Genomic DNA, 21,263 nt, shown 5'->3' with positions numbered 1-21,263 from the left:
ACTGTTCTGGCCCATAATGAGACATCAGCTTCTACTGTTCGAGGTGTATTATGACAAAAAGAATATTTTTACTGTGTACAACTGTTGTATTTTTGTTCCTGGTGGTGGCGGTAAGTCATTCCTTCACCGGTTTTTTTAGTAAACACAAAACGGTAAGGGATGCCAATGGCGAGATCCTCATTCCTTTGGAGGACATCAACGATGGTTCAGCTCATCATTATCAATATAAAAATGGAGGACAGACGGTAAAGTTTTTTATCGTCCAAAGTGATGATGGCGTAATCCGGGCTGCCTTTGATGCCTGTGATGTCTGTTTTCATTCGAAAAAGGGATACACTCAGGAAGGAGACTACATGATCTGCAACAACTGCGGCCAAAAGTTCCATTCCAGCCGGATCAATGTCATTAAAGGCGGCTGCAATCCTGCTCCGCTCGACCGGACCGAGCGTGGTAAAGAGCTGGTGATAAGGGCAGAAGATATCCTCAAGGGTGCAAAATATTTTTAATACTCTGTATAAGTGTGAACTATATGAATATCTTTACTATTTCTTTGAGTAATATCAAAAGAAAGCCGACCAAGACCATTCTGCTGGTGCTTGTCTTTTGCCTTGGAGTAATGTCCATTGTCGCGCTGCATCAGGTCTCACTGGTGGTGGGAGAAAGCCTTGAAAAAAAATTGAGCTCATATGGAGCCAATATCATTGTTTCCCCTCGTACCGAATCACTCAGCGTAAGCTATGGCGGGTTTCAGATGGGAGATATGCTCTATGATGTCGATAAGTTGATGGAGGGGGACACTGTCAGTTCGATAAGGGAAATAGCATTGGGAGACAGGATCAGCGTGGTTGCTCCCAAGCTCGTCGGTACTGTCAGCCTGGGTGAAATGCAGCTTGTCGTGGTGGGTGTTCGCTGGCCTGAGGAATTAGGCATAAAAAGCTACTGGGCGATAGACGGCAAGATCCCCGAGAATGGCAACCAGCTTCTATTGGGAGCCGAAGCCGCGGCACATCAGGGGCTGGAACCGGGAGAAAGAATAGCCATCGCGGACATGCAGTATGAAATATCCGGGGTGCTCGAACAAACCGGCGGAGATGACGATCGAGTTATTTTCATGGATCTGACAGCACTGCAGCACCTTCTGGGAAAGCCGGATGAGGTGAGTTTTGTTGAGGTTGCGGCTCTCTGTGCCGGCTGCCCCATTGAAGATATCGTCGGCCAGATCCGGGCGAATCTTCCCGGGGCAGATATAAAGGCGCTGCAGAATATCGTCGATCAGCGCATGGAGTCGGTTCATTTCGTGCAGAATCTGGCTTTGTTCGTCAGCATTGTCATTCTTGTTACCGCAGCAGCCATGGTCGCACTTTCCATGCTTTCAGCGGTGAATGAGAGAAAAAAGGACATCGGTATCCTTCGATCCCTTGGCTATGCCAAGCTCCAGGTGTTCCTGATTTTCTGTGTCGAGGCGGGATTGATCGGATTGTTATCAGGAGGGGCGGGATATCTGGCAGGCTATGGCGCAAGTTTCAAGGCGCTTGAGCTGCTGGCCCTGACAGAAGGCTTTCGGCCGGTGTTCAGTGTCGGGCAGATGATCCTGACTTCAGCTGTTTTTGGAGGCGTTGCGGTTGCGGCTGCACTCTATCCCGCCTGGAAGGGAGCTGTCATAGAGCCCTCCGAGGCTCTGGTTTCCCTATAGGAGGTTATCCGTGATATCAGCACGAAATATTAATAAATATTTTTCACTCAACGGTGAGAATATCCAGGTATTGCGCAATGTCAGTCTCAATATCGAGGAGGGCGAATTCATCTCTATTGTCGGCAGGTCCGGTTCAGGAAAGACGACCTTGCTCAATGTTCTCTCGACATTGGTGAGACCGGATGAAGGCGAGCTAATTTACCGGCAGAGCAACCTCACAACATCGGGGGCTGTTCAACTCAATGATCTGAGAAGAACCGATTTCGCCGTAATTTTTCAGTTTCACCACCTGCTGCCTTACCTCTCGGTATTGCAGAATACCCTGCTTCCTTTCATGCGTTCGATCAAACCCGTTCCCCGGGAGATCGTAAAAAAGGCGGAAAAATGTCTTGAGCGTATTGGTCTGGCAGGAAAAAAGAACAGGCTGCCGGGCAGCCTCTCCGGAGGAGAACAGCAGCGGGTGGCAATTGCCCGGGCGATGGTGAAATCCGCCAGGGTGCTTTTTGCCGATGAACCCACCGGCAGCCTTGATAAAAACACAGGCGAGGAGATTATGGACCTGCTTGAGGAGCTTCACGGAGACGGCATGACCGTGATCATGGTGACCCATGAGCCGCTTTATGCCGGACGGGCCAACAGGCTGGTGGAGTTATCCGACGGCAGGGTGGTGTGAAAAAAGTTCTGAAGATATTTTTTCACAGAAGACCGCGGCCTTTTCAAACCTGCAGAGGCATAGTAATCTATGCCTCTGCAGGTTATCGATTTTTGCAGAATCCGCACAGCAATATGACGGATGCGGTGAGAAGGCCGGTTTAATCCTTGCCTGAGTCGGTATTTTTATTCTGCAGGGCATGGTACAGTTTCAAGCGCTCCAGCAACCTGTTGATCTGCTCGGCAGTCTGGAACCTGCCCTTTGCGAAAACACCGTAATCGCCGCCTCCGGCCATGGCAGAGGCGAATCGTGTCGAGTTTGCATAAAAAAGCCATATCGAGGTCCACAACCGCTCGGCTTCCTCGTCAAAAATATTGCCGCCCTGGGGTAAGCCGTGTTCAAAATCGCCGGCCCATATATCAAGAAGAATTTTAGTTGCTTCGTAGGTGTTGTTATTGGTCGTTTTGATAGTATTATCCAGGCGCTCGAAGTGGTTGTCGACCCATGGCGTACTGTGGCATGAACGGCAGATGGATTTCATGCGGTCATTATTTTCCTGCATCTGTTCTTTGGTGAGAACATAATCAGCCACCGGCTCGCCATTGAGCTCAACCGCCAGCGGCAACCCTTTAGTGTTGACGATATCACTGAGATCGGCCTTGCGTGGATGCGGATGAGCATAAGGCACACCGAACAGCCGCCAGGAAAGCCTGTCGTTAAACTGATGAGTTCGTTCGGCAATAACCGACTCATCCTCGCTGACAATCAGGCTGGTATGGCATGTCGCGCAGGTGGGAGCAGAAAAGTCACGGCCGATAGTCCAGGGTACAGTGCTGAAATCGAATGCAGACCCGGTGGAATTGAAAACATTTCCATGTTTACTGACCTGATACACCTTGTAGGCCGGAACGTCCGGTCCCTTGTGGCATTCAGAGCAGGTGTAGGGCTGGCGTGCTGTTTCAATTGCAAAATCATGACGCGGATGACAGGAGGTGCAGGCACCCTTGCTGCCGTCGGGATTGATCCGGCCTACACCCTGGTTGGGCCAGCCTTCAAGATCCGGGAATTTCATCTCGCCAAAATCGGTATCCCTGGATACCAGCCCCTTCATCTCTACCCTTGTTCCATGACAATAAAGACATGATTCATAGTCGGTGAGGCGGTTGCCCTCTCCGATTGTGAGCTGATTATCCGCGTAGGTATAGTGATTATTGACGACTGAGATGAGGTCGCGATAGAGCGGATTGTCTACCAGATTGCCATGGGCGTGAGACATAAGGTTACGGGAATATTGGTCGGCCTCAACCGCATGGCAGGTGGCGCAGTCAGCGGGGCTGACGACAACGTTAATCCTATAGCCGTTATGTTCGAAGGAATCCTTATGCTCGTCGGGACGGAGGGAATGGCATTCATAACAACCCACGGCTACATTGAGGAGGCTTTCAGCAATCGTTTCCGACGATATGCGTCGTTGCAGTTCGGGTTTTTCCATGGCCTGCTCCGGAGCGCTTCGGCTATGGCGGCTGTTTTGCCAGGAAGCGACCAGCCCGGGATGCAGCTCGGTATGGCACATCAGACAATCCTCTGTTTCAGCACTGAGATTCGACTCTGCAGAGGAAGTCGTGCTTGTCAAAAGGCCTGCCATAAGTGCCGATATAAATGCCAAAAGTTTCATCGTATCCTCCAAACCGTGGGAGAGAATGGTGCTCATAAAAACTCTGTACTGCAATGTTTCTTCATTAAGAATTTCAGTTAGTTTCTATATCTCCGCGATAGACGCTCCAACCCTGAGTGGCTGGATTGTACTGGTAGAATATTCTCAGCCGGACCACACTTCCCAATCCTTTTTCCAGGCAGCTGAGATCGAAGACCAGGTTATCAGCATCATATTTTATGAAAACCGCCTGGGGTGTACGCAATGCGGACACCGCTATCGTCGGATAGTGTATCTGGAAAATTTCCCTGTAATTCTTGAGCAGCCATTCCCTTCTTTGCTCGATATTGATTTTCTCGGTGAGATAGGTGACCTTCTGTATTGAATCGGACAGTGTGTTTTTCAGGGTGATGTTGTCGGTAGCATCCGCTTTTCTTATAAGATCTATGAGCATTTTGTGGTACTTCAACGACGACACAAATTCATTATTATTTTCCGCCTCAAGTGCTTCTCTGCTATACAAGGCTATCTGGTCGATAAGGAGCATATATCCTGTTTGTACAGACTGTTTATCCGCGCCTTTAAGGTATTTCCTGTATTTTTCTATGAAATTCAGCACATTGATATGCTTTTCTATTGCCCATTCCCGGTTTTTACTGAGATGGGCCTTCTCTGATTCGGCAACAAGCAGTTCTAATTGTAATTTGACATGATCCGGCAGAAAATTTTCTTTTTCGGATTGGAAACCGTGCTTGTCGGCATACTCAATAGCCGAGTTGTAGGTATCCACGGCTGCCTGTAATTCCCGCTTTTCGGTGTATCTTTCTGCCTCGGCAAGAAGTTCCGTGAGAAACTCGAGTTGCTGAGCCTTTTCCATGCTGATATATTCGTCGCGATATTTAATGTTGCCTTTGAGTCCTTCCAGCAACGATTTCGATTGCAGGAACAAACTGATTTTCTCTTGTAGTAATTTTCCGGAACCGTTCAACAAATAAAAATCGGTGAGCTTTCCCTGGGCCACTTCCGCAGTTTCCCGTGCCTTTATAAACTCTCTTTCCCCATGATAGACCACAGCATTTTTGAATACCTCGGCAGATTGATTGAGACGCCATTTTTCGTAAAGAAAAAGACCGCCGCCACCAATAAGTATGAGTACAATGAACACCGAAGTTATGTAGAACAGGGAAGCCGGGATCCTGAACTGCCTGGGCTCCTTTTGTATAGGAGATTTATTTTCCTCAACAAGTTTGAGTGAATCCAGGGGCAGGCTGCTTTTGTTTTTCTCATAAAAATCGGCAGCTTCTTTGTTAATTGGTTTTTCGCTGCTGTGAAACCTGCCACAGATCATATTGCCGATATGAAGTATAAGGTCGGGCAATGAATTATTTCCTTCCCAGTAGTTGGCGATAGGAACGACATGATCGTCGATTTCCGGGTGGAAAATCGGGCTTAAGGGATTAATTGTAGGAGGAAAGTGAGGATAACCAAAGGGGATTCTGATCTTTATGCGGTGACGCTTGCTGGTCGTGATTTTTCCATCAGGGTCGATGATAAACCCTTTTACTTTATATTCAATATCATACTCATCAACCGGTTCCCCGGAGGTGTCGATGAGGGTGATATTTTTATAGAGCCGTAAGGTTTTGACGACTTCTTTATGATCTGCTATAAGTCTGTGATCGTTGGTTGACATGCGATCCTCTGAAAACCCAAAATATATCCAGCTCTTCCGATAAGCGGATCTTTTCAGGTCCCTTTAAACCCTGAGGTATTGGCCGCCCTTGGGTCACCACCTATACGGAGAAAGACACCTACGCCGAAATATAGTAGCGTATTCAGGGAAATGAAACAAGGCTGAAAACCCTGTGGTTAATCGACGATAAGGAAAATGGTTCAATTAGAGGGGTGCGCGGGAGCAGTGAACAAGAGGAATACGTGATGATCAATCCGGGAAGGTCAATTTCAAGGCCTGCCGGAATGTTATCAAAGGGTCCTGCTGAGAACAGGCAGGACCCCCGGCGATTTATTTCTCATAGGTGAAAGTGAGCTTGTCGTCCTGTAGGTCGACGGTAGCTGCTCCTCCCCGGTTGAGCTCTCCAAACAGAATTTCTTCGGTCAATACATCTCCGATTTCCTTCATAATCAATCTTCTTAAAGGACGGGCACCATAAGAGGGGTCATATCCTTTTGTGGCCAGCCAGGTTCTGGCACTGTCGCTGAGGACGATGCTGACCTTCCTTTCGGCCAACTGACTCTTAAGTTCGAGCATCAGTTTATCGACCACCTTCTCCATGGTATCGGTATCAAGAGAATCAAAGGAGATGATGCCGTCGAGACGATTCCTGAATTCCGGTGAAAACAATTTATTCACAGCAGCCTTGTCTTCACTCTTCTTATGGGTGGTAACAAACCCTATGGCGCTATTGCTCATCTCCCGGGCCCCGGCATTGGTGGTCATGATAATGATAACATTTCTGAAATCAGCTTTTCTGCCGGTATTATCCGTAAGGGTCGAATGATCCATGACCTGGAGGAGAATCGAAAAGATATCGCTGTGGGCCTTTTCTATCTCGTCGAGGAGAAGGACGGAATAGGGATGTTTCCGGATGGCCTCGGTCAGTAATCCACCCTGATCAAATCCGACATATCCTGGAGGCGCCCCAATCAGCCGTGCTACAGCATGCTTCTCCATGTATTCACTCATATCAAAACGCTCAAAGTGAACAGAGAGTTTATCGGCAAGCTGCCGCGCCACTTCGGTTTTTCCTACACCTGTCGGACCGGCAAAGAGAAAACTGCCCGTCGGAGATTCAGGATTTCCCAGACCGGCCCGGGAGCGCTTAACCGCCTGAACCACGGCGTCAATGGCCTTATCCTGACCGAAAATAACGGACTTGAGCCGGCCATCGAGCTCCTTGAGCGAAAGAGTTTCGCTGCGGGAGCTGCTTTTCGCCGGTACCCTGGCCATGCGCGAAACAACCTGCTCGACATCCCCAACCTTCACGGTCTTGTCGAGTTTTCCGTTCATTCTGAAAAGCGAGCCGACTTCATCCATTACATCAATTGCTTTATCCGGCAGAAACCGTTCGGTGATATAGCGGTCTGCAAGTTCAGCAATGGAAGCAATGGCGTTCTTGGAATAACGGACGCGGTGATGATTTTCATACCGTTTCTTCAGGCCTTCGAGAATAAGTTTGGTGTCATCGAGACTCGGCTCCTCTATATCAATCTTCTGGAACCTGCGTGAGAGCGCGCGATCCTTTTCAATATGGTTTTTATACTCTTCATACGTGGTGGAACCAATGCAGCGCAATATTCCCGCCTGCAGTGCAGGTTTAAGAAGATTGGAGGCATCCATGGAGCCGCCGCTGGTGGCACCTGCACCGACCACGGTATGCATTTCATCGATAAAAAGAATGGCATTATCCTTCTTTTCGATAGCCGATACAACGTTTTTGAGCCGCTTCTCAAAATCCCCTCTGTATTTCGTTCCGGCAACCAGCGCACCCATGTCAAGCAGATGTATGTCAACGTCGCGCAGGAGGTCCGGTACGGCAGATTCTTTATCGTTTAAACGGTCTACAGTGTCTTTATGTATGGAGATGGCCAATCCTTCCGCCATCGCGGTTTTACCGACGCCCGGTTCGCCCACCAGCAATGGATTGTTCTTCTTCCTGCGGCACAACACCTGCATGATCCTGGTTATTTCAATTTCACGCCCGATCAGTGGATCAAGCTTACCTTCAGCAGCCTGCTGGGTCAGATTAATGGTAAACTCTTCAAGGGCTTTATCCTCCACGCTTCCTTCCTTCTTCTTCGGACTTTCCGGAGGCTTGGGCATAGGTTCCTTCTGCAGATTCTCAGGCATCTCATGGGAGACGAAATTGACCACGGCCATTCTTCCAACCCCTTCGCTGCCGAGAAAATGAACGGCATGGGATTCCGACTCCGAAAATATCGAAACCAGTACATCGCCGCTGTCGACCTCCATTTTCCCGCAGCTTTGGACATGTGCCACGGCCCTTTGCAAGACGCGGTTGAATGCCAAAGTCTGTGCAGGCTCGTTTTCAGCCTGGGGAGAGAGCTGCGGAATCCCGCCGAGGAAAAACTCTTCGAGTTTCATTTTAAGATTATCGATTGAACCGCCACATTCTGAGATAATGTAGTTTGTCAGATCGTCATGAAGCAGTCCATAGAGCATATGCTCGACGGTCACATATTCATGATTGTGGCTTTTGGCTTCCCGTATCGCCCTGATCAGGGCCATTTCTAATGTTTTACTGAGCATGTGTATATCTATTGGCAATGTTTTTACTCAGATGATCTCCATGGAACATCTGAGCGGAAAATTATTCTTCTGGGCTAATTCATGGACTATTGATATTTTTGTTTCACTGATTTCCTTGGTGAAAATCCCGGCTACTCCCACTCCTTCGTGGTGTACGTTCAGCATAATTCGCGTGGCGTCCGCATTCGATTTATGAAAAACATTTTCCAGTATCGCTATAACAAATTCCATTGTTGTGTAGTCATCATTGTGAAGGAGCACTTTGTACAGCGGTGGTTCCCGGGTCTCGATTTTCTCTTTTGTTGAAACTGATTCTTCCTTTTTGGTGTTGCTCATAGTCCATATTTACGTGATGTGAATAGCCTCAATTCTGCTTCCTTTAGTGGTAAAGTAGTTACGAACTGGAGTTTTTCAATATCGAATCCCTGCAGGATACTCACAGTTTTTAAGAAAAGAATAAAATTAATTTGTTTGCTCTATTTTATCATGACCTGCAAAGAAGAAACCAGATTTAATTTTGGAATACAGCCTTAAAACAACCTTACTGTCAATTCTGGGCAACGCCCGTTTTTTTTACGAGAGCCACCATGAGCTGTTCCAGTACCAGCCGCTCGGGAAGCCCCGACCCCTTGAGACGAAATTCAGCAAGGAGGATCTGTTCGAGCCATGACTTCAAGGTGGAGCAATGGAATTCCTGGGCCTTACTGAAACTCATGAACAATGCATAGGGATGTCCCTTGAGCAGATCCGGCCACTGCCCCGTCTCTTTCAGCTGAGGAAGATAGTTTTCCTGGAAATATTTGACGTTCATCCCTCTCCTGAAGGGCGGTTCAGGCTGCAGCTGCATGATTCTGAAAATGAGCAGCTTGCGCACGTAATTGCGCATTGTAGCCAGGATAGCCAGGCCATGGACGCCGTTTTCCAACAGGTGAGCGAGAGTGATCAGCGTCTTGCCGAGCTGTCGTTTACCGAAATGATCGGTCAGTTCGAAAAGGGCATCTTCCCTGCTTCTGCCCACCATCTGCTTAATATCCTGAAGGGTTATTTTAGGTCTGTCACCACAGTAAAGTGCCAGCTTTTCGGTTTCGGTGACCACGGCCACAGGATGAAAACCTATGCGTTCAAAGAAGATTTCCAGGGCGCCGGGTTCGATGGTTTTGTTGAACCGGGCCAGTGTCTTTTCCATCATCTCCTGCAGGATGAACTTCTGAGCTCTCTGGGCGGCGGCGCCACCTTCGGCGACGGAACAATCGACTATGACGCCGTGTTCCTTGATATACGTAAAAAGCCTTTTGCGTTTGTCGACATTTTCCGCGGTCAGGATAAGTATATTGTCGGGTGGAAGTCCTTTTTGAAAACTCTGTATGAATTTTTCGGGAAGATCCGTGGCCGTCGGACCAGCCATATCCTTTTCCCGGATGATCTCAAAAAGTGCATCTGTCCAGCCGAGATCAGCCGGCTTCGCCAGACCAAAGAGGTCCTGCCACTGGCCATCGCTCATTTCAGAGAGGGGTTGACGCTGCTCGGGGGCAAGAGAGGCGAGGTGGTACATGTCCCCCATATATTTGGCGGCCTGCTGGAGGCGATTGGCCTGATAAGCATCCTGGGTTTGGCGCCACACTGTTTCACTGATGTTTTTGGAATGAAAGAGCCGGGTATCGTTAACCCGATATAGCTGTAGTCCGGGAAGGAGGCTGAAACTCATCAGTTTTGAGAGAGTCTGGGCAATATCCTCCCGGTCTCCGTCAATTGAGCATACTATGCCATTTTTCCAGTTGAGAAGGGCGTGTTGCAGTTCATCCACGGCCTTACGGCAGAGAAAACGCTCACCGAAAAAAAGAAATATCCGCGGTCCTTCCCGGACCAAAATAGAGGGCAGTGCGTTGTCGAGTTCTGATCTTTTTATGAGTGGCATTCCGGTCTTTGAAAAATCATATACTGACGATGACGTAAGAGGCTGATCTCTCGTTTGTACCCCAAGGGCACCCGGAATTTGTACTTATCCGGAGTTTGCATTTACCACTTTCTGGGGCATGTCGAAATCTGCGGGGGCCTGTTTAAATCATGAGTACCTTACAGATTCTTTTATTGTTCTTTGCTGATTACCCTGAAACTCAGCATTTTCTGGCCCAGGCCAGGACTGCTCATTTCATCGGGACGCCGTAAACCCATCCATAGGGGCTTCGCTGCAGCCGTGCGGACTGCAGAGACCCATGAAAAGAGTAGTCCCGACCTTGAGCTGAGGATTAGGGGTAATCAGGTGTTCTTTTGCATCTGTCTAAAGGTTCATACCCAGCTCAGCAGGGTAATAGTGTGGTGGCAGTATAGCATAGATTGGCAGTAAAGCACTGTACAAATTAAAACGGGCCGGCGTCGCTGCGGCTGACCCGTATTTTTATGGAAGGCAGGAGGGTTCCGGATAACCTATACCGCCGGAATCTTAGAATATGAAATGCCTCAGATAATGCGCTTACGAATGGCTGTAACCAGAAATTCAGCCAGAATGACAACCACAAAAATACTGAGAAGGATCACGGAAACACGGTCCCAGAAAAACAGGTTGAGCGCGGTATCCAGCACCATGCCGATACCGCCGGCGCCGACCAGGCCGATGACGGCCGACTCGCGCACGTTGATATCCCAGCGGAACAGGAATATCCCCCAGAAGGCCGGAGCAACCTGGGGCCAGTATCCTTTCATGAACACGCTGGCCCACGGAGCTCCGGCGGCAGTCAAGGCCTCGACTGGGCCGGGATCAGCCTCTTCAAGAGCTTCAGCAAAAAGTTTGCCGACAAAACCAACGGATCTGAAGCCGATACAGATGGTTCCAGCCAGTGGGCCGGGGCCGAAAATGGCCACGAAAAGCAATGCCCAGACCAGCGAATTGACGGATCGTGAGGAAACCAGTATCAGTTTGGAGAGCCAGTTCAGCAGAGGGAAGTGAACGATATTATTTGCTCCCATAATACCGACCGGAATGGCCAGAACTATAGAAAGCAGCGTTCCCAGAGTAGCGATATGCAGGGTTTCCATCATTGCCTGATGAATCCCCTGCGGGTAATAGCCCAGATCCAGGGGCCACATACGGGAAAGAAGGTCCGCCACCTGTGTGGGAGCATCGTAGAGAAACTCGGGGATGACCTCAACGGTTCGCAGAGAGGCCGACAGGGCAATGGCAAATCCAAGAAAAACAGCAAATCGGGCCAGGCGCTCGGCAAAGGTGAATCTCTCCCATTTCTGGTGCTGCACAACGCTCATTGAAAAACCTTTTTTATCTGGGTTGAAATAAACTCACTTATCATGACCAGGGCGATAATGGATATGAGTATGGCGGCAAGAAAACCGTAATCGAAGCGCTGGAAGGCCGCGAAAAGAGTGCCGCCGATTCCTCCGGCCCCGACTATTCCCACCATGGTTGAATTGCGCAGATTGGCATCGAGTTGGTAGGAGGAAAAACCAATGAAGCGGTTGAGCACCTGTGGCAGTACCGCATAGATGATAACGCTGATAAAGGGAGCACCGGCTGCCCGCAAGGCTTCAAGGGGCTTCAGGGATATTTCTTCAATAGCTTCGGTGAAGAGTTTGCCGATAAAGCCGATTGAAGCGAAAATCAGAGTAAGGATACCTGCAAGTGGCCCGAAACCCACGGCCTTGACAAAAAGTATGGCAAAGATAACCGGATGAAAGGATCTGCACAGGGCAATGAAGATCCGGAAAGGCCAGGTGATCCAGGTAGGCATGAGATTTCTGGCGGCAAGAAGTCCCACAGGAAGTGAAAGCAGAACGCCGAATGCCGAGGCAATGATGGCAATCTGGATGGTTTCCATAAGCCTGTCAATCAGGAGTTTCCAGCGGGAAAAATCCACCGGGATCATTTCTGAGAGGAAAACTGCGCCGTTGCCGATTCCCTCAACAAAGCGGGTCCAGGAAACATCAAGATAATTGGCGGCATAAATGGAATAGAGCAGAGCAATCAGCCATCCGGCCCTGCTCCACCAGTTAGTTTTGAATGGCGCGCCGTAATTCGCGCTTATCGTCCTTTCCGTCATTGCAGCCAGTCCTCTCCGCCATATATTTCTTTGAGGTGACTGTTGCTTAACTCGGCAGGTGGTCCATCAAAGATAATTCCTCCGCCAGACAGGCCGATGACTCTCTCGGTATAGCGCTTGGCCAGTTCAACATCATGGATATTGATCAGCAGCGGTATGGAGTGGACCTCCGAGAGGGTAACCAGAAGTTCCATGATTTCGACGCTGGTCTTCGGATCAAGCGATGAAGTAGGTTCATCCGCCAGCAGAACATGGGGCTCCTGCATGATTGCCCGGGCAATGCCGACACGCTGCCGCTGTCCTCCGGAGAGGCTGTCCGCCCGTTGCTGGGCAAATTCAAGCAGGCCAATGGACTCGAGCAGCTTAAAGGCATTATCAATATCCTGTTCGGGGTATTTTCGCAGCCAGGCCCGCCAGGGGGGGACATAGCCAAGACGTCCGCAAAGGACATTCTCCATCACCGACAATCTTTCAACCAGGTTGAATTCCTGAAAGACCATACCGATCTTTCTTCGAGCCCGGCGCAGGTCACCTCCGCTTAACCGCGTGATGTTTTCCCCGCTGACATAGACATTGCCGGCAGTCGGTGGAATAAGTTTGTTGACGCAACGAATAAGGGTGCTTTTACCGGTGCCGGAAGGTCCTATGATGGCGACACTGCTCTCGCCATGAACCTCAAAACTTATATCATTTAATACAGGCTTACCTTTGGTATATTCCTTTCTGAGATTTTCAATACGCAGTGATCGAGGAGGATAGGAGGCGGTACTGTTTACGTCTGTTGTCATATTGCCGCGCTGCTTGTGGAATGTGTTGAGAAATGATACAGGCGCCATACCTACCTACACTGCGGTAATGGCGCCTGCGATGTCTGCTTACTGCTTGGCTTTTTTAGCAGCTGCTTTGGCAGCTTCTTTTTCCGCCATTTTTTTCAGGCCATCCTGGTTATAGGAGGTGCCGGTAGAGGCGGCGATATCACGGATAACCTTCCAATCTTCCTGATACGTTACAGGAAAGAAGCGGTCGGCGCCGCCAAAGGTTTCCTGCATCTCCGGGGTAAAGCGATAGGAGTAAAAAGCGTCTACAATCTTCTTGACCAGATCAGGATGGAGATTGTGGGCATAACCGAAAGATGATGTAGGGAATTTCGGGCTGGTGAAAACAATGCGAAAATCGTCAGCGTCAATCCGGCCTGCCTCAGCCATGCGGTAGTAAACGTCGGATGCTACCGGGGCGGCATCATAGTCGCCGTGAGCTACACCGAGAATGGACTGGTCGTGTTTACCGGAATAGGCAACGGTGTAGTCCTCATCAGGGACGATACCATGTTGCGGAAAGATTGCCCGCGGTGCCAGATTACCGGAGTTCGATGAGGCCGACGTATGGGCAATGCGTTTGCCTTTCATGTCTGCGAGTTCTTTTATGTCGCTTTCTTTTTTGGTCACCACAATCAGATTGTATCCCTGGAAACTCTCTTCGGTACCTTTAACCGCCATGGGGACATATCCTGCAAGATTAACAGCAAAGCCGGTGGGCCCGGTGGAGAAGCCGGCTATATGCAGGCGGCCAGAACGCATTGCTTCAACTTCGGCGGCATTGGACTGCACAGTGTAATAAATAACACGTTTGCCGGTGGCCTCTTCCAGATATTTTTGGAAATCGGCGAAGGCATCTTTATAGACTGCAGGATCTTCAACGGGAGTATAGGTAAACACCAGGGTGTTGGGGTCTTTCCATTCTTCCGGGTCTTTTGGAGAATCGGCAACGAGATCCATATTCTCATCGCAATACATTTCATCCAGGGTTCCTCTGTTTGTACAGTCGTCAGCAGCGTAGGCAAAGCCTGCCAAAAATGAAAATGTCGCCAGGAAAGCTACAATTTTTTTCATCATTTCTTTGATCCTCTCTATTGTAGAATTTTGTGACAAAAAACAAGGGAGCAGAAAAACCAATTAGATCTACAAAACCGGTAAGGCATTGCAACCACGACGATATGACTGAAAACTCTCGTGCGGGCGACTTCCTGCTCTGTGGATTTGTCAGTTTCTCATTCCCTCCTGATTTCCTTAATGCCGGGATATTTTAATAAATACCCCTCACTTTCTCCTATTTCCTGTTAACCGGCGGAGTTTAATAGGTGTTGTGGTATGTGTAATCTTTTTTTCCTCTGACGTGCTTTCCGTTTTTCTCTGATACCATCAGAGGCCTCTTTTTAGCGGTTTTTGTCCTCTACTTCAAGATCTAACTGTTTCAGGGACAAGATAGTTTCAACTTGCAGCGACACTAGATATCGCTGACCCATTTTTCGATAAGTTGATCAATTTCATCCGGGATAATTCCCAACATCACGGCAACATCAAGGATGGTAAATCTCTCTCGCATCTGATGGGCGTTCACTACGACTGCTCTGAATTTTTCCCTCTGCAATGGCTGGCCGTCATCACGTATCCCCGAGAAGCTATGAGCCGCTTTCGCCTGGGCAAGACAGCTTTTCAATCTTGTTGCCGCTACCAGGCCGGGTTTGATATGCTCCTGTAGCTTTTTCCAGTTGGTTTCATTTGCCAGGAAGTTTGCTGCCTTGGCGAGTTTGTCCTGCTTCTTCTGATATTCACCGGCTACAACGGGAGCCAGCGTGCCCCAGAATGCGGTGTCGATGGTTGCCGGCGGTTCTCTGAATTGCGGTTTTTCTATGTCCATGATTCGCTCATAAAGCGCCGCCATGAGAATAGAGGCGACCCCCACCTGGCGGCCATGCAGGTCGTGCTTTCGCCCATCCCTGTCCGCCACCATGTCTAAAGTATGTGATATGAGGTGTTCGGCCCCGGATGCCGGTGACGATGTTCCGGTGATGGTCATCGCTATGCTGGAATATAAAAGGGCCTCGAAAAGTGCCTTGACCGCATTCGGCTCCAGTTTCTTGATCTGTTGAGGGTTATCAAGATAGACGGGTTCGAGGTCCTTGAGCAGGTCAACGGAGAATTGGCAGAAATAATCATCGAAAAGGAGGTGATTGAGCTTCCAGTCCGCTGAACTGACGGATTTTGCAAGCACATCGCCCAGGCCGGAGGCAGTCATTTCATAGGGGGCCTCATGGAGGATGCGGGAGTCGACATAGACCGCTCGGCAGGCCTCGGCATGGAACAGTACCTTAAGGCCGTCCACGGTTGCGGCGACATTGGCGGAAGCGTAGCCGTTCATGGACGCAGCGGTGGGCACCGTAATAAACGGTTTCTTTTTCAGGTAGGCCGTCCATTTGACCAGATCATTAATGACACCGCTGCCTACAGCGATATATATGTCGGCTGGTAAGATACTCTCGAAGAGAAGGTCTTTGGTGGCATCGTCGGCAACCGGGGACTCGCTGTCTCGATCGGGCACTATGAAGTGTGAGACGGCAATACCTCCCTTGAGCAAAAGATTTTCAACAAGGCGGCCGGCGGCGGCATACGTCCGAATATCGGCTATTATCAGGGCGTTTTGGATCGTACCCGACAGGAGCCTTTGCAGCAGCGCGTTATAAGCATTTTTGCCATAGACCAGTTCCTCGGTGGGAACAGTGTGCTTTTTTCCACAGCTACAATTAAAAGTAGTACCTAAGAGTTGACTATGTTCCATGACAATCCGCTGTATTCTGACGCAAAGGAACTAGAGGATCCAATGCCGAAGTTTCATTATATTGATCCTAATTTCAATTACATGTGTTCGATAGTATCGATTTGATGATAAAAACGAAAGCCATTAGCTTTACATAACGAAATTATCGCTGTCTTTCAACCTTTAATGCTTACCCCTTAAAAACTACCGAAAAATACAAGAAAACGAAAAACGCATTTATTTTGTGAATTGGAGAGCCAATTAACTTAATAAATGAAAGCATTCTAAGGTACAGATCACGATTTCTTTGCGGGAAGCAAAAGGGAAAAGATGATGGCAACCACCGCCAGGCAGAAGGCCAGGAAAAAGCTGCCGGCAAAGCTCCCGGTTTTTTCCGCAAGCAGACCAGCCAGATATGGCCCGCTTATCTGGCCGATGCCGAAAATGAAGGTGACAAAACCAAAAACGGCGGCTACTCGCTGCTGTCCGGCATAATCGGCGACCAGGGCCGAAATGATGGAGGGCACGCTCCAGGCTACAATGCCGTAGCAGCCAATGGAGACGAAAAGAAAGATGTTTGGCAGCGGCAAAGCCACCAATAGATAGGCGATGGCCTGTATTGAGAAAGCCGCAATCAATGCGGTCTTGCGGCCGAATTTATCGGAAAAGGCACCGGGGATCGGACCGGAGAGCAGGCTCAGCAGGCCAATGCAGGACCAGAAAATACCTGCAGCGGATTCGGCATAGCCTCTATCTACAATCATAGAGGTGACCACGAAAGTCACATAAATGACATAGGTAAAGCCAAAGAGAAAATAGATAGCGGCGCAGTGCAGAACGATCTTCGAATTCAAGGCGATGTCGTCGCTGGACTGCACCCTGAACCGGCTCTGCTGCTCCGCAGATTCAGCGCCTACGGGCAGCAATCCCTCTTTCGCCGGATTGTTGCGCAGCACAACATAACAGAGTACCGCACAACAAAGAACAATACCTCCCAACACGAGCCAGTTGGTCCTCCAGCCATCACTATGAAGGGTGTTGATGTATGGTATAAGGCTGCCACATAAGATAATGGCGAAACCGTTGCCTATCACAACAAACCCTGCGGCCTTGCCGCGTTTATGCTGGGCGAACCAGATGGAGAGCAGGGCCATGATGGGAATATTCGCCATGGCACTGCCCATGCCCGTGAGAATATAGAGGATGGTAATGGCGGTCATGGAGTCAGATCTGCTGATAACCATCATCGAGAGGCTCACCAGCAGAAGCGCCAGGGCGATGAGATTGCGTGCGCCGACACGCTGCATAATCCTGCCGCTGATCAGAACGGCGCCGAGATAACCCACAAAATTGGCGGTGGAAATAAAGCCCATTTGCGAATAGCTCAGTCCCAGGGCCTCTCCCATCGAAGGCAGCAGCATGCCCAGCGAAAAACGGCCCAGTCCGAGACAGGCAAAGATGCAAACCGTTCCGGCAACCATTATGATCCAGCCATAGTGGATGGGCAGCCTCGGCAAAACGGCGCTGGAAGAGTCGGTAGCGTTTTTCATCATTGGTACCGGGATTGTTTCTGCTACGGTTTTGACATTGATCTCTTATCCATACCCTTTAAGGCAACTTGCGGATTGCGCCTTTGTCGGCGGATGATGCCAGCAGGGCATATGCCTGTAGAGCCGGAGAAACGACGCGGTTGCGATCGGTAGGGGTAAAAGCGAGTTTGCCTTTCTCCTCTTCCCTGCCGCGCCGCCTGCTCATTTCCGTTGGACTGACGTCGAGATCTATCTTCCGGTTGGGGATGTCGATTTTGATAGTATCGCCGTTTTCCACCAGAGCGATGGCTCCGCCGGCTGCAGCCTCAGGGGAAACGTGGCCTATGGAGAGGCCGGAGGTGCCGCCGGAGAACCTGCCGTCCGTGATCAGGGCGCATTCCTTGCCAAGATGGATCGATTTGAGATAGGAGGTGGGGTAAAGCATCTCCTGCATGCCGGGTCCCCCTTTGGGACCTTCGTAGCGAATGACGACTACGTCGCCGCTGGTGATTCCGCCATCCAGGATGGCGTCACAGGCGGCATCCTGAGAGGAGAAAACCCGTGCGGTGCCGGTGAATGTCAAAATCGAAGGATCGACGCCGGCGGTTTTGACGATACAGCCGTTTTCGGCGATGTTGCCGTAGAGTATCGCCAGGCCGCCGTCTTTGCTGTAGCTATGATCGATATCGCGGATGCAGCCTGCGGAGCGGTCAAGATCCGCCTCCCGGTACATGGTTTGCTGGGAGCCCATGACCAGGTTTCTTCCGGAGGCGGCCGGGGCACTCTGGTAGAGAGACTTGGCCTCTTCCCCGGCGGAGTCCGTTCCGATATCCCAGGCAGCCAGAGTTTCTGCAAGGCTGGGGGCATCAACGCGTGAGACCGAGGTGTCCAGCAGTCCGCCCCTGTCCAACTCGCCTAAAATTGACATGATGCCACCAGCCCGGTTGACATCCTCAATATGATACGAGGAGGAGGGAGAAACCTTGCACAGGTTGGGAACCTTGCGGGAGAGCTGGTCGATGTCCTTCATGGTGAAATCCACTCCTGCCTCGCCGGCAATTGCCAGAAGATGGAGAACGGTGTTGGTGGAGCCACCCATGGCAATATCGAGTGCCATGGCATTCATAAATGCCTCGCGGCGGGCGATGGAGCGGGGCAGCACCGAGCTGTCTTCGTCTTCATACCAGGCCCGGGTTATTTTCACGATCTGCGCGGCTGCCTTCTCAAACAATTTTGTGCGATTGACATGGGTTGCCACCACGGTGCCGTTACCCGGCAGTGCCAGACCCAGTGCTTCATTGAGGCAGTTCATCGAATTGGCGGTAAACATACCGGAGCAGGATCCGCAGGTCGGACAGGCACTGTGTTCTATGGCATCGAGCTCCTCGTCACTGACGTCCGCATCTCCGGCCATTACCATGGCATCGACCAGGTCATATTTCTTTTTGCCGACAATGCCGGCCTCCATTGGCCCGCCGGAGACGAAAATCGTCGGAATGTTGAGCCGCATGGCGGCCAGAAGCATGCCGGGGGTGATTTTGTCACAGTTGCTGATACATATCATGGCGTCTACAGTGTGGGCATTGCACATATATTCAACACTGTCGGCAATGAGTTCCCGCGACGGCAGAGAATAGAGCATTCCTTCATGGCCCATGGCAATGCCGTCATCAATGGCGATAGTATTGAATTCCGCGGCGAAATATCCCTGCAGGGCTATGAGTTTTTTGAGGTGCTGGCCGATCTCGTGCAGATGAACATGTCCCGGAACAAACTGAGTGAATGAATTGACTATACCGATTATCGGCTTGTCCATCTGCTCCTCGGTCATGCCGTTGGCCCGCCAGAGACTTCTCGCGCCTGCCATTCTTCTGCCCTGGGTTGTGGTTGCACTTCGTAATTTTATTGCCATTAATCATCCTCTTAAGTTATATATTGAGCCTTGTGCTAAGCCTTGCGGATAAGCCCTGGTGGAATATATGAGCTATTGGCTTTTATTAGCTTTCCATTTTCTTGTATATGACAGACTCTAAGGGTGAAGCACAATCCAGCAAAGCTGGACTCTTTACAGTACCCTTGAGTGGTATAAGTGCTTGGCAGTAGAGATAAGCTGTTGGTCTTTAACTTTCTGTTCTCTTGTTTTTTTATGACAGACTCTCAAGAGTAAGGCAACATCCAGCAGAGCTGGATAAGTGCTTTGGCTGTAGAGACTGATTCATGGATTTTTAAATGTTTATTTCATTTCCTGCTTTTAGTGGTGGTTTTTGGGGAGTAAAGCACTAAAAAGAAGGAGCGGTATAATGATATGATGCATTGAAAATCTTGTTACTTTTGCAACAATATACTATGAAAGAAAGGGGGAATGCACTTTTTTTTCAGGAGGAAGATATGAAAAAGCCGGAAATTGATTATTGGATTACCACCATGTTGGAGGCGCACAAGAACGTTTCCGACTTAAATATCACGGTGGGAAAAACCCTGCAGGTGGAAGCCGACGGCAAGCTGATGCCGGTTCAGGTAGCCCCGCCGGTGAAAAAAATTTCCCCGTTTCAGGCCGAGACATTTGCCATGAATCTGATCGGCAACAATAAGCGGCTACTCAAGGATCTAGTGGAAAATGGTTCCTGCGATCTCTCCTATTCTCTGGGAAGCATGGCTCGTTTCAGGGTAAATATTTTTACCCAGAAAGGATACTTTTCCACGGTTTTGAGAAAACTGGAAACGGATGTGCCGACCATTGAAAACATGCAGTTTCCCAAATCTTTCTCTAAAATGGCCGGTGAATTGAATGGTCTGATTCTGTTCACAGGCGCCACCGGTACCGGTAAGACGACATCGCTGGCCGCCCTGCTTAATCGAATAAATGAAGAACGTCCTGTTCATATTGTTACGCTGGAAGACCCAATCGAGTATATACATCCGCACAAAAGGGCCACATTCAATCAACGCGAGCTCGGCAATGATTTCAACTCTTTTGCCACCGGCATGAGAGCTTCTCTGCGACAGGCTCCCAAGGTAATACTGGTTGGTGAGATGCGAGACAGGGAAACCATGGAAATAGGGTTGACGGCCGCAGAAACCGGGCATCTCGTTCTGTCCACTCTGCATACCATCGATGCGGGACAGACCATAAACCGTATTCTCGGTATGTTCGAAAAGGATGAGCAGCCGCAGATCAGGAACAGGCTGATTGATACAATCAGGTGGATCGTCAGTCAGAGGCTGCTTCCCCGTATCGGCGGAGAACGTGTGGCGGCCATGGAAGTATTGCGTACCAGCCTGAGGGTGAAGGATCTTATTCTCAATGGAGAGTCCGAGGACAAGACCTTCTACAATGTCATCAAAAACGGCTCAGCCCTTGACATGCGCACTTTTGACCAGCATATTCTTGAGCTGTACAGTCATGGCATTGTCAGTGAACAGACGGCCATGACCTATTGTTCGCACAGGAATGAGATGCATCGCGGTATTGATCAGGTGAAAGCAGAGCGCGGCGAGGCAACCACTTCGCTCACAGGACTAGCCATGGAGGAAGAGGAAACTACGAATACCGGTTATTAGTGCCTTACTCCTTAAAAGCTGCCATTTAACAAGAAAACGAGAAATGTATTTAAAATCGTGAATGAGAGCTCTACAGACAAGGCACTTATCCAGCTCAGCCGGGCTAGTGCCTTACTCCTTAAAAGCTGCCATTTAACAAGAAAACGAGAAATGTATTTAAAATCGTGAATGAGAGCTCTACAGCCAGGGTACTTATACCCCTCAAGGGGGTACTGTAAAGAGTCCAGCTCAGCCGGATAGTAC

General features: G+C 49.7%; 16 protein-coding genes. 4 read left to right on the top strand and 12 right to left on the bottom strand.

Annotated features, from left to right (window positions below; translation table 11 throughout):
- The first annotated feature begins 50 nt into the window (after nt 1-50).
- The 3 genes from JWG88_RS04735 to JWG88_RS04725 are packed head-to-tail and all read left to right on the top strand — an operon-like array spanning nt 51 to nt 2,366.
- Nucleotides 51-506 (top strand): DUF2318 domain-containing protein, encoded by a 456-nt coding sequence (locus JWG88_RS04735; protein ID WP_205232563.1) that lies wholly within the window; start codon nt 51-53, stop codon nt 504-506.
- A gap of 23 nt (nt 507-529) precedes the next feature.
- The gene (locus JWG88_RS04730) at nt 530-1,693 is read left to right on the top strand and encodes an ABC transporter permease (protein ID WP_205232562.1); all 1,164 of its coding nucleotides are present in this window, start codon (nt 530-532) and stop codon (nt 1,691-1,693) included.
- A gap of 10 nt (nt 1,694-1,703) precedes the next feature.
- The gene (locus tag JWG88_RS04725) at nt 1,704-2,366 is read left to right on the top strand and encodes an ATP-binding cassette domain-containing protein (protein WP_205232561.1); all 663 of its coding nucleotides are present in this window, start codon (nt 1,704-1,706) and stop codon (nt 2,364-2,366) included.
- A gap of 139 nt (nt 2,367-2,505) precedes the next feature.
- Here the strand turns inward: JWG88_RS04725 and JWG88_RS04720 are convergent, their stop codons facing one another.
- The 12 genes from JWG88_RS04720 to ilvD form a co-directional block, all read right to left on the bottom strand.
- A complete protein-coding gene (locus JWG88_RS04720; RefSeq protein WP_205232560.1) occupies nt 2,506-4,020 on the bottom strand; it encodes a multiheme c-type cytochrome in 1,515 nt (504 codons plus the stop codon).
- Between the two features lie 73 nt (nt 4,021-4,093).
- Nucleotides 4,094-5,692, bottom strand: a complete 1,599-nt coding sequence (locus JWG88_RS04715) for a ubiquitin-conjugating enzyme E2 (protein WP_205232559.1) — start codon at nt 5,690-5,692, stop codon at nt 4,094-4,096.
- A gap of 330 nt (nt 5,693-6,022) precedes the next feature.
- The gene (gene clpA / locus JWG88_RS04710) at nt 6,023-8,287 is read right to left on the bottom strand and encodes an ATP-dependent Clp protease ATP-binding subunit ClpA (protein ID WP_205232558.1); all 2,265 of its coding nucleotides are present in this window, start codon (nt 8,285-8,287) and stop codon (nt 6,023-6,025) included.
- A 27-nt stretch (nt 8,288-8,314) separates the two neighbouring features.
- Nucleotides 8,315-8,623 (bottom strand): ATP-dependent Clp protease adapter ClpS, encoded by a 309-nt coding sequence (gene clpS, locus JWG88_RS04705; RefSeq protein ID WP_205232557.1) that lies wholly within the window; start codon nt 8,621-8,623, stop codon nt 8,315-8,317.
- A gap of 211 nt (nt 8,624-8,834) precedes the next feature.
- Nucleotides 8,835-10,202: a DNA polymerase III subunit delta gene (gene holA / locus JWG88_RS04700; RefSeq protein ID WP_205232556.1), complete on the bottom strand. Its 1,368-nt coding sequence runs from the start codon at nt 10,200-10,202 to the stop codon at nt 8,835-8,837.
- Between the two features lie 542 nt (nt 10,203-10,744).
- On the bottom strand, nt 10,745-11,545 hold the full coding sequence (phnE, locus tag JWG88_RS04695) for a phosphonate ABC transporter, permease protein PhnE (protein ID WP_205232555.1): 801 nt from the start codon (nt 11,543-11,545) through the stop codon (nt 10,745-10,747).
- Nucleotides 11,542-12,336 carry a phosphonate ABC transporter, permease protein PhnE gene (gene phnE, locus JWG88_RS04690; RefSeq protein WP_205232554.1) on the bottom strand — a complete coding sequence of 265 codons (795 nt, stop codon included), beginning with the start codon at nt 12,334-12,336 and terminating at the stop codon, nt 11,542-11,544. Before phnE (JWG88_RS04690) ends, phnE (JWG88_RS04695) begins: the two co-directional genes overlap by 4 nt.
- Nucleotides 12,333-13,124 (bottom strand): phosphonate ABC transporter ATP-binding protein, encoded by a 792-nt coding sequence (gene phnC, locus JWG88_RS04685; RefSeq protein WP_353740659.1) that lies wholly within the window; start codon nt 13,122-13,124, stop codon nt 12,333-12,335. The genes phnE (JWG88_RS04690) and phnC overlap by 4 nt, the downstream gene beginning before the upstream one ends.
- 87 nt (nt 13,125-13,211) lie before the next feature.
- Nucleotides 13,212-14,225: a phosphate/phosphite/phosphonate ABC transporter substrate-binding protein gene (gene phnD, locus JWG88_RS04680; protein ID WP_353740658.1), complete on the bottom strand. Its 1,014-nt coding sequence runs from the start codon at nt 14,223-14,225 to the stop codon at nt 13,212-13,214.
- Between the two features lie 394 nt (nt 14,226-14,619).
- On the bottom strand, nt 14,620-15,951 hold the full coding sequence (locus tag JWG88_RS04675) for a sn-glycerol-1-phosphate dehydrogenase (protein ID WP_205232551.1): 1,332 nt from the start codon (nt 15,949-15,951) through the stop codon (nt 14,620-14,622).
- 275 nt (nt 15,952-16,226) lie between these two features.
- A complete protein-coding gene (locus JWG88_RS04670) occupies nt 16,227-17,483 on the bottom strand; it encodes an MFS transporter (RefSeq protein WP_240194286.1) in 1,257 nt (418 codons plus the stop codon).
- Nucleotides 17,484-17,538: 55 nt separating this feature from the next.
- Nucleotides 17,539-19,371 carry a dihydroxy-acid dehydratase gene (ilvD, locus tag JWG88_RS04665; protein ID WP_205232550.1) on the bottom strand — a complete coding sequence of 611 codons (1,833 nt, stop codon included), beginning with the start codon at nt 19,369-19,371 and terminating at the stop codon, nt 17,539-17,541.
- A 476-nt stretch (nt 19,372-19,847) separates the two neighbouring features.
- Between ilvD and JWG88_RS04660 the strand changes: the two genes are divergently transcribed.
- Nucleotides 19,848-21,020 (top strand): type IV pilus twitching motility protein PilT, encoded by a 1,173-nt coding sequence (locus JWG88_RS04660; protein WP_205232549.1) that lies wholly within the window; start codon nt 19,848-19,850, stop codon nt 21,018-21,020.
- Nucleotides 21,021-21,263 lie beyond the last annotated feature (243 nt).

The organism is Desulfopila inferna (genome assembly GCF_016919005.1).
GTDB lineage: Bacteria > Desulfobacterota > Desulfobulbia > Desulfobulbales > Desulfocapsaceae > Desulfopila_A > Desulfopila_A inferna.
This window is presented reverse-complemented; position numbering and strand designations above follow the sequence as displayed.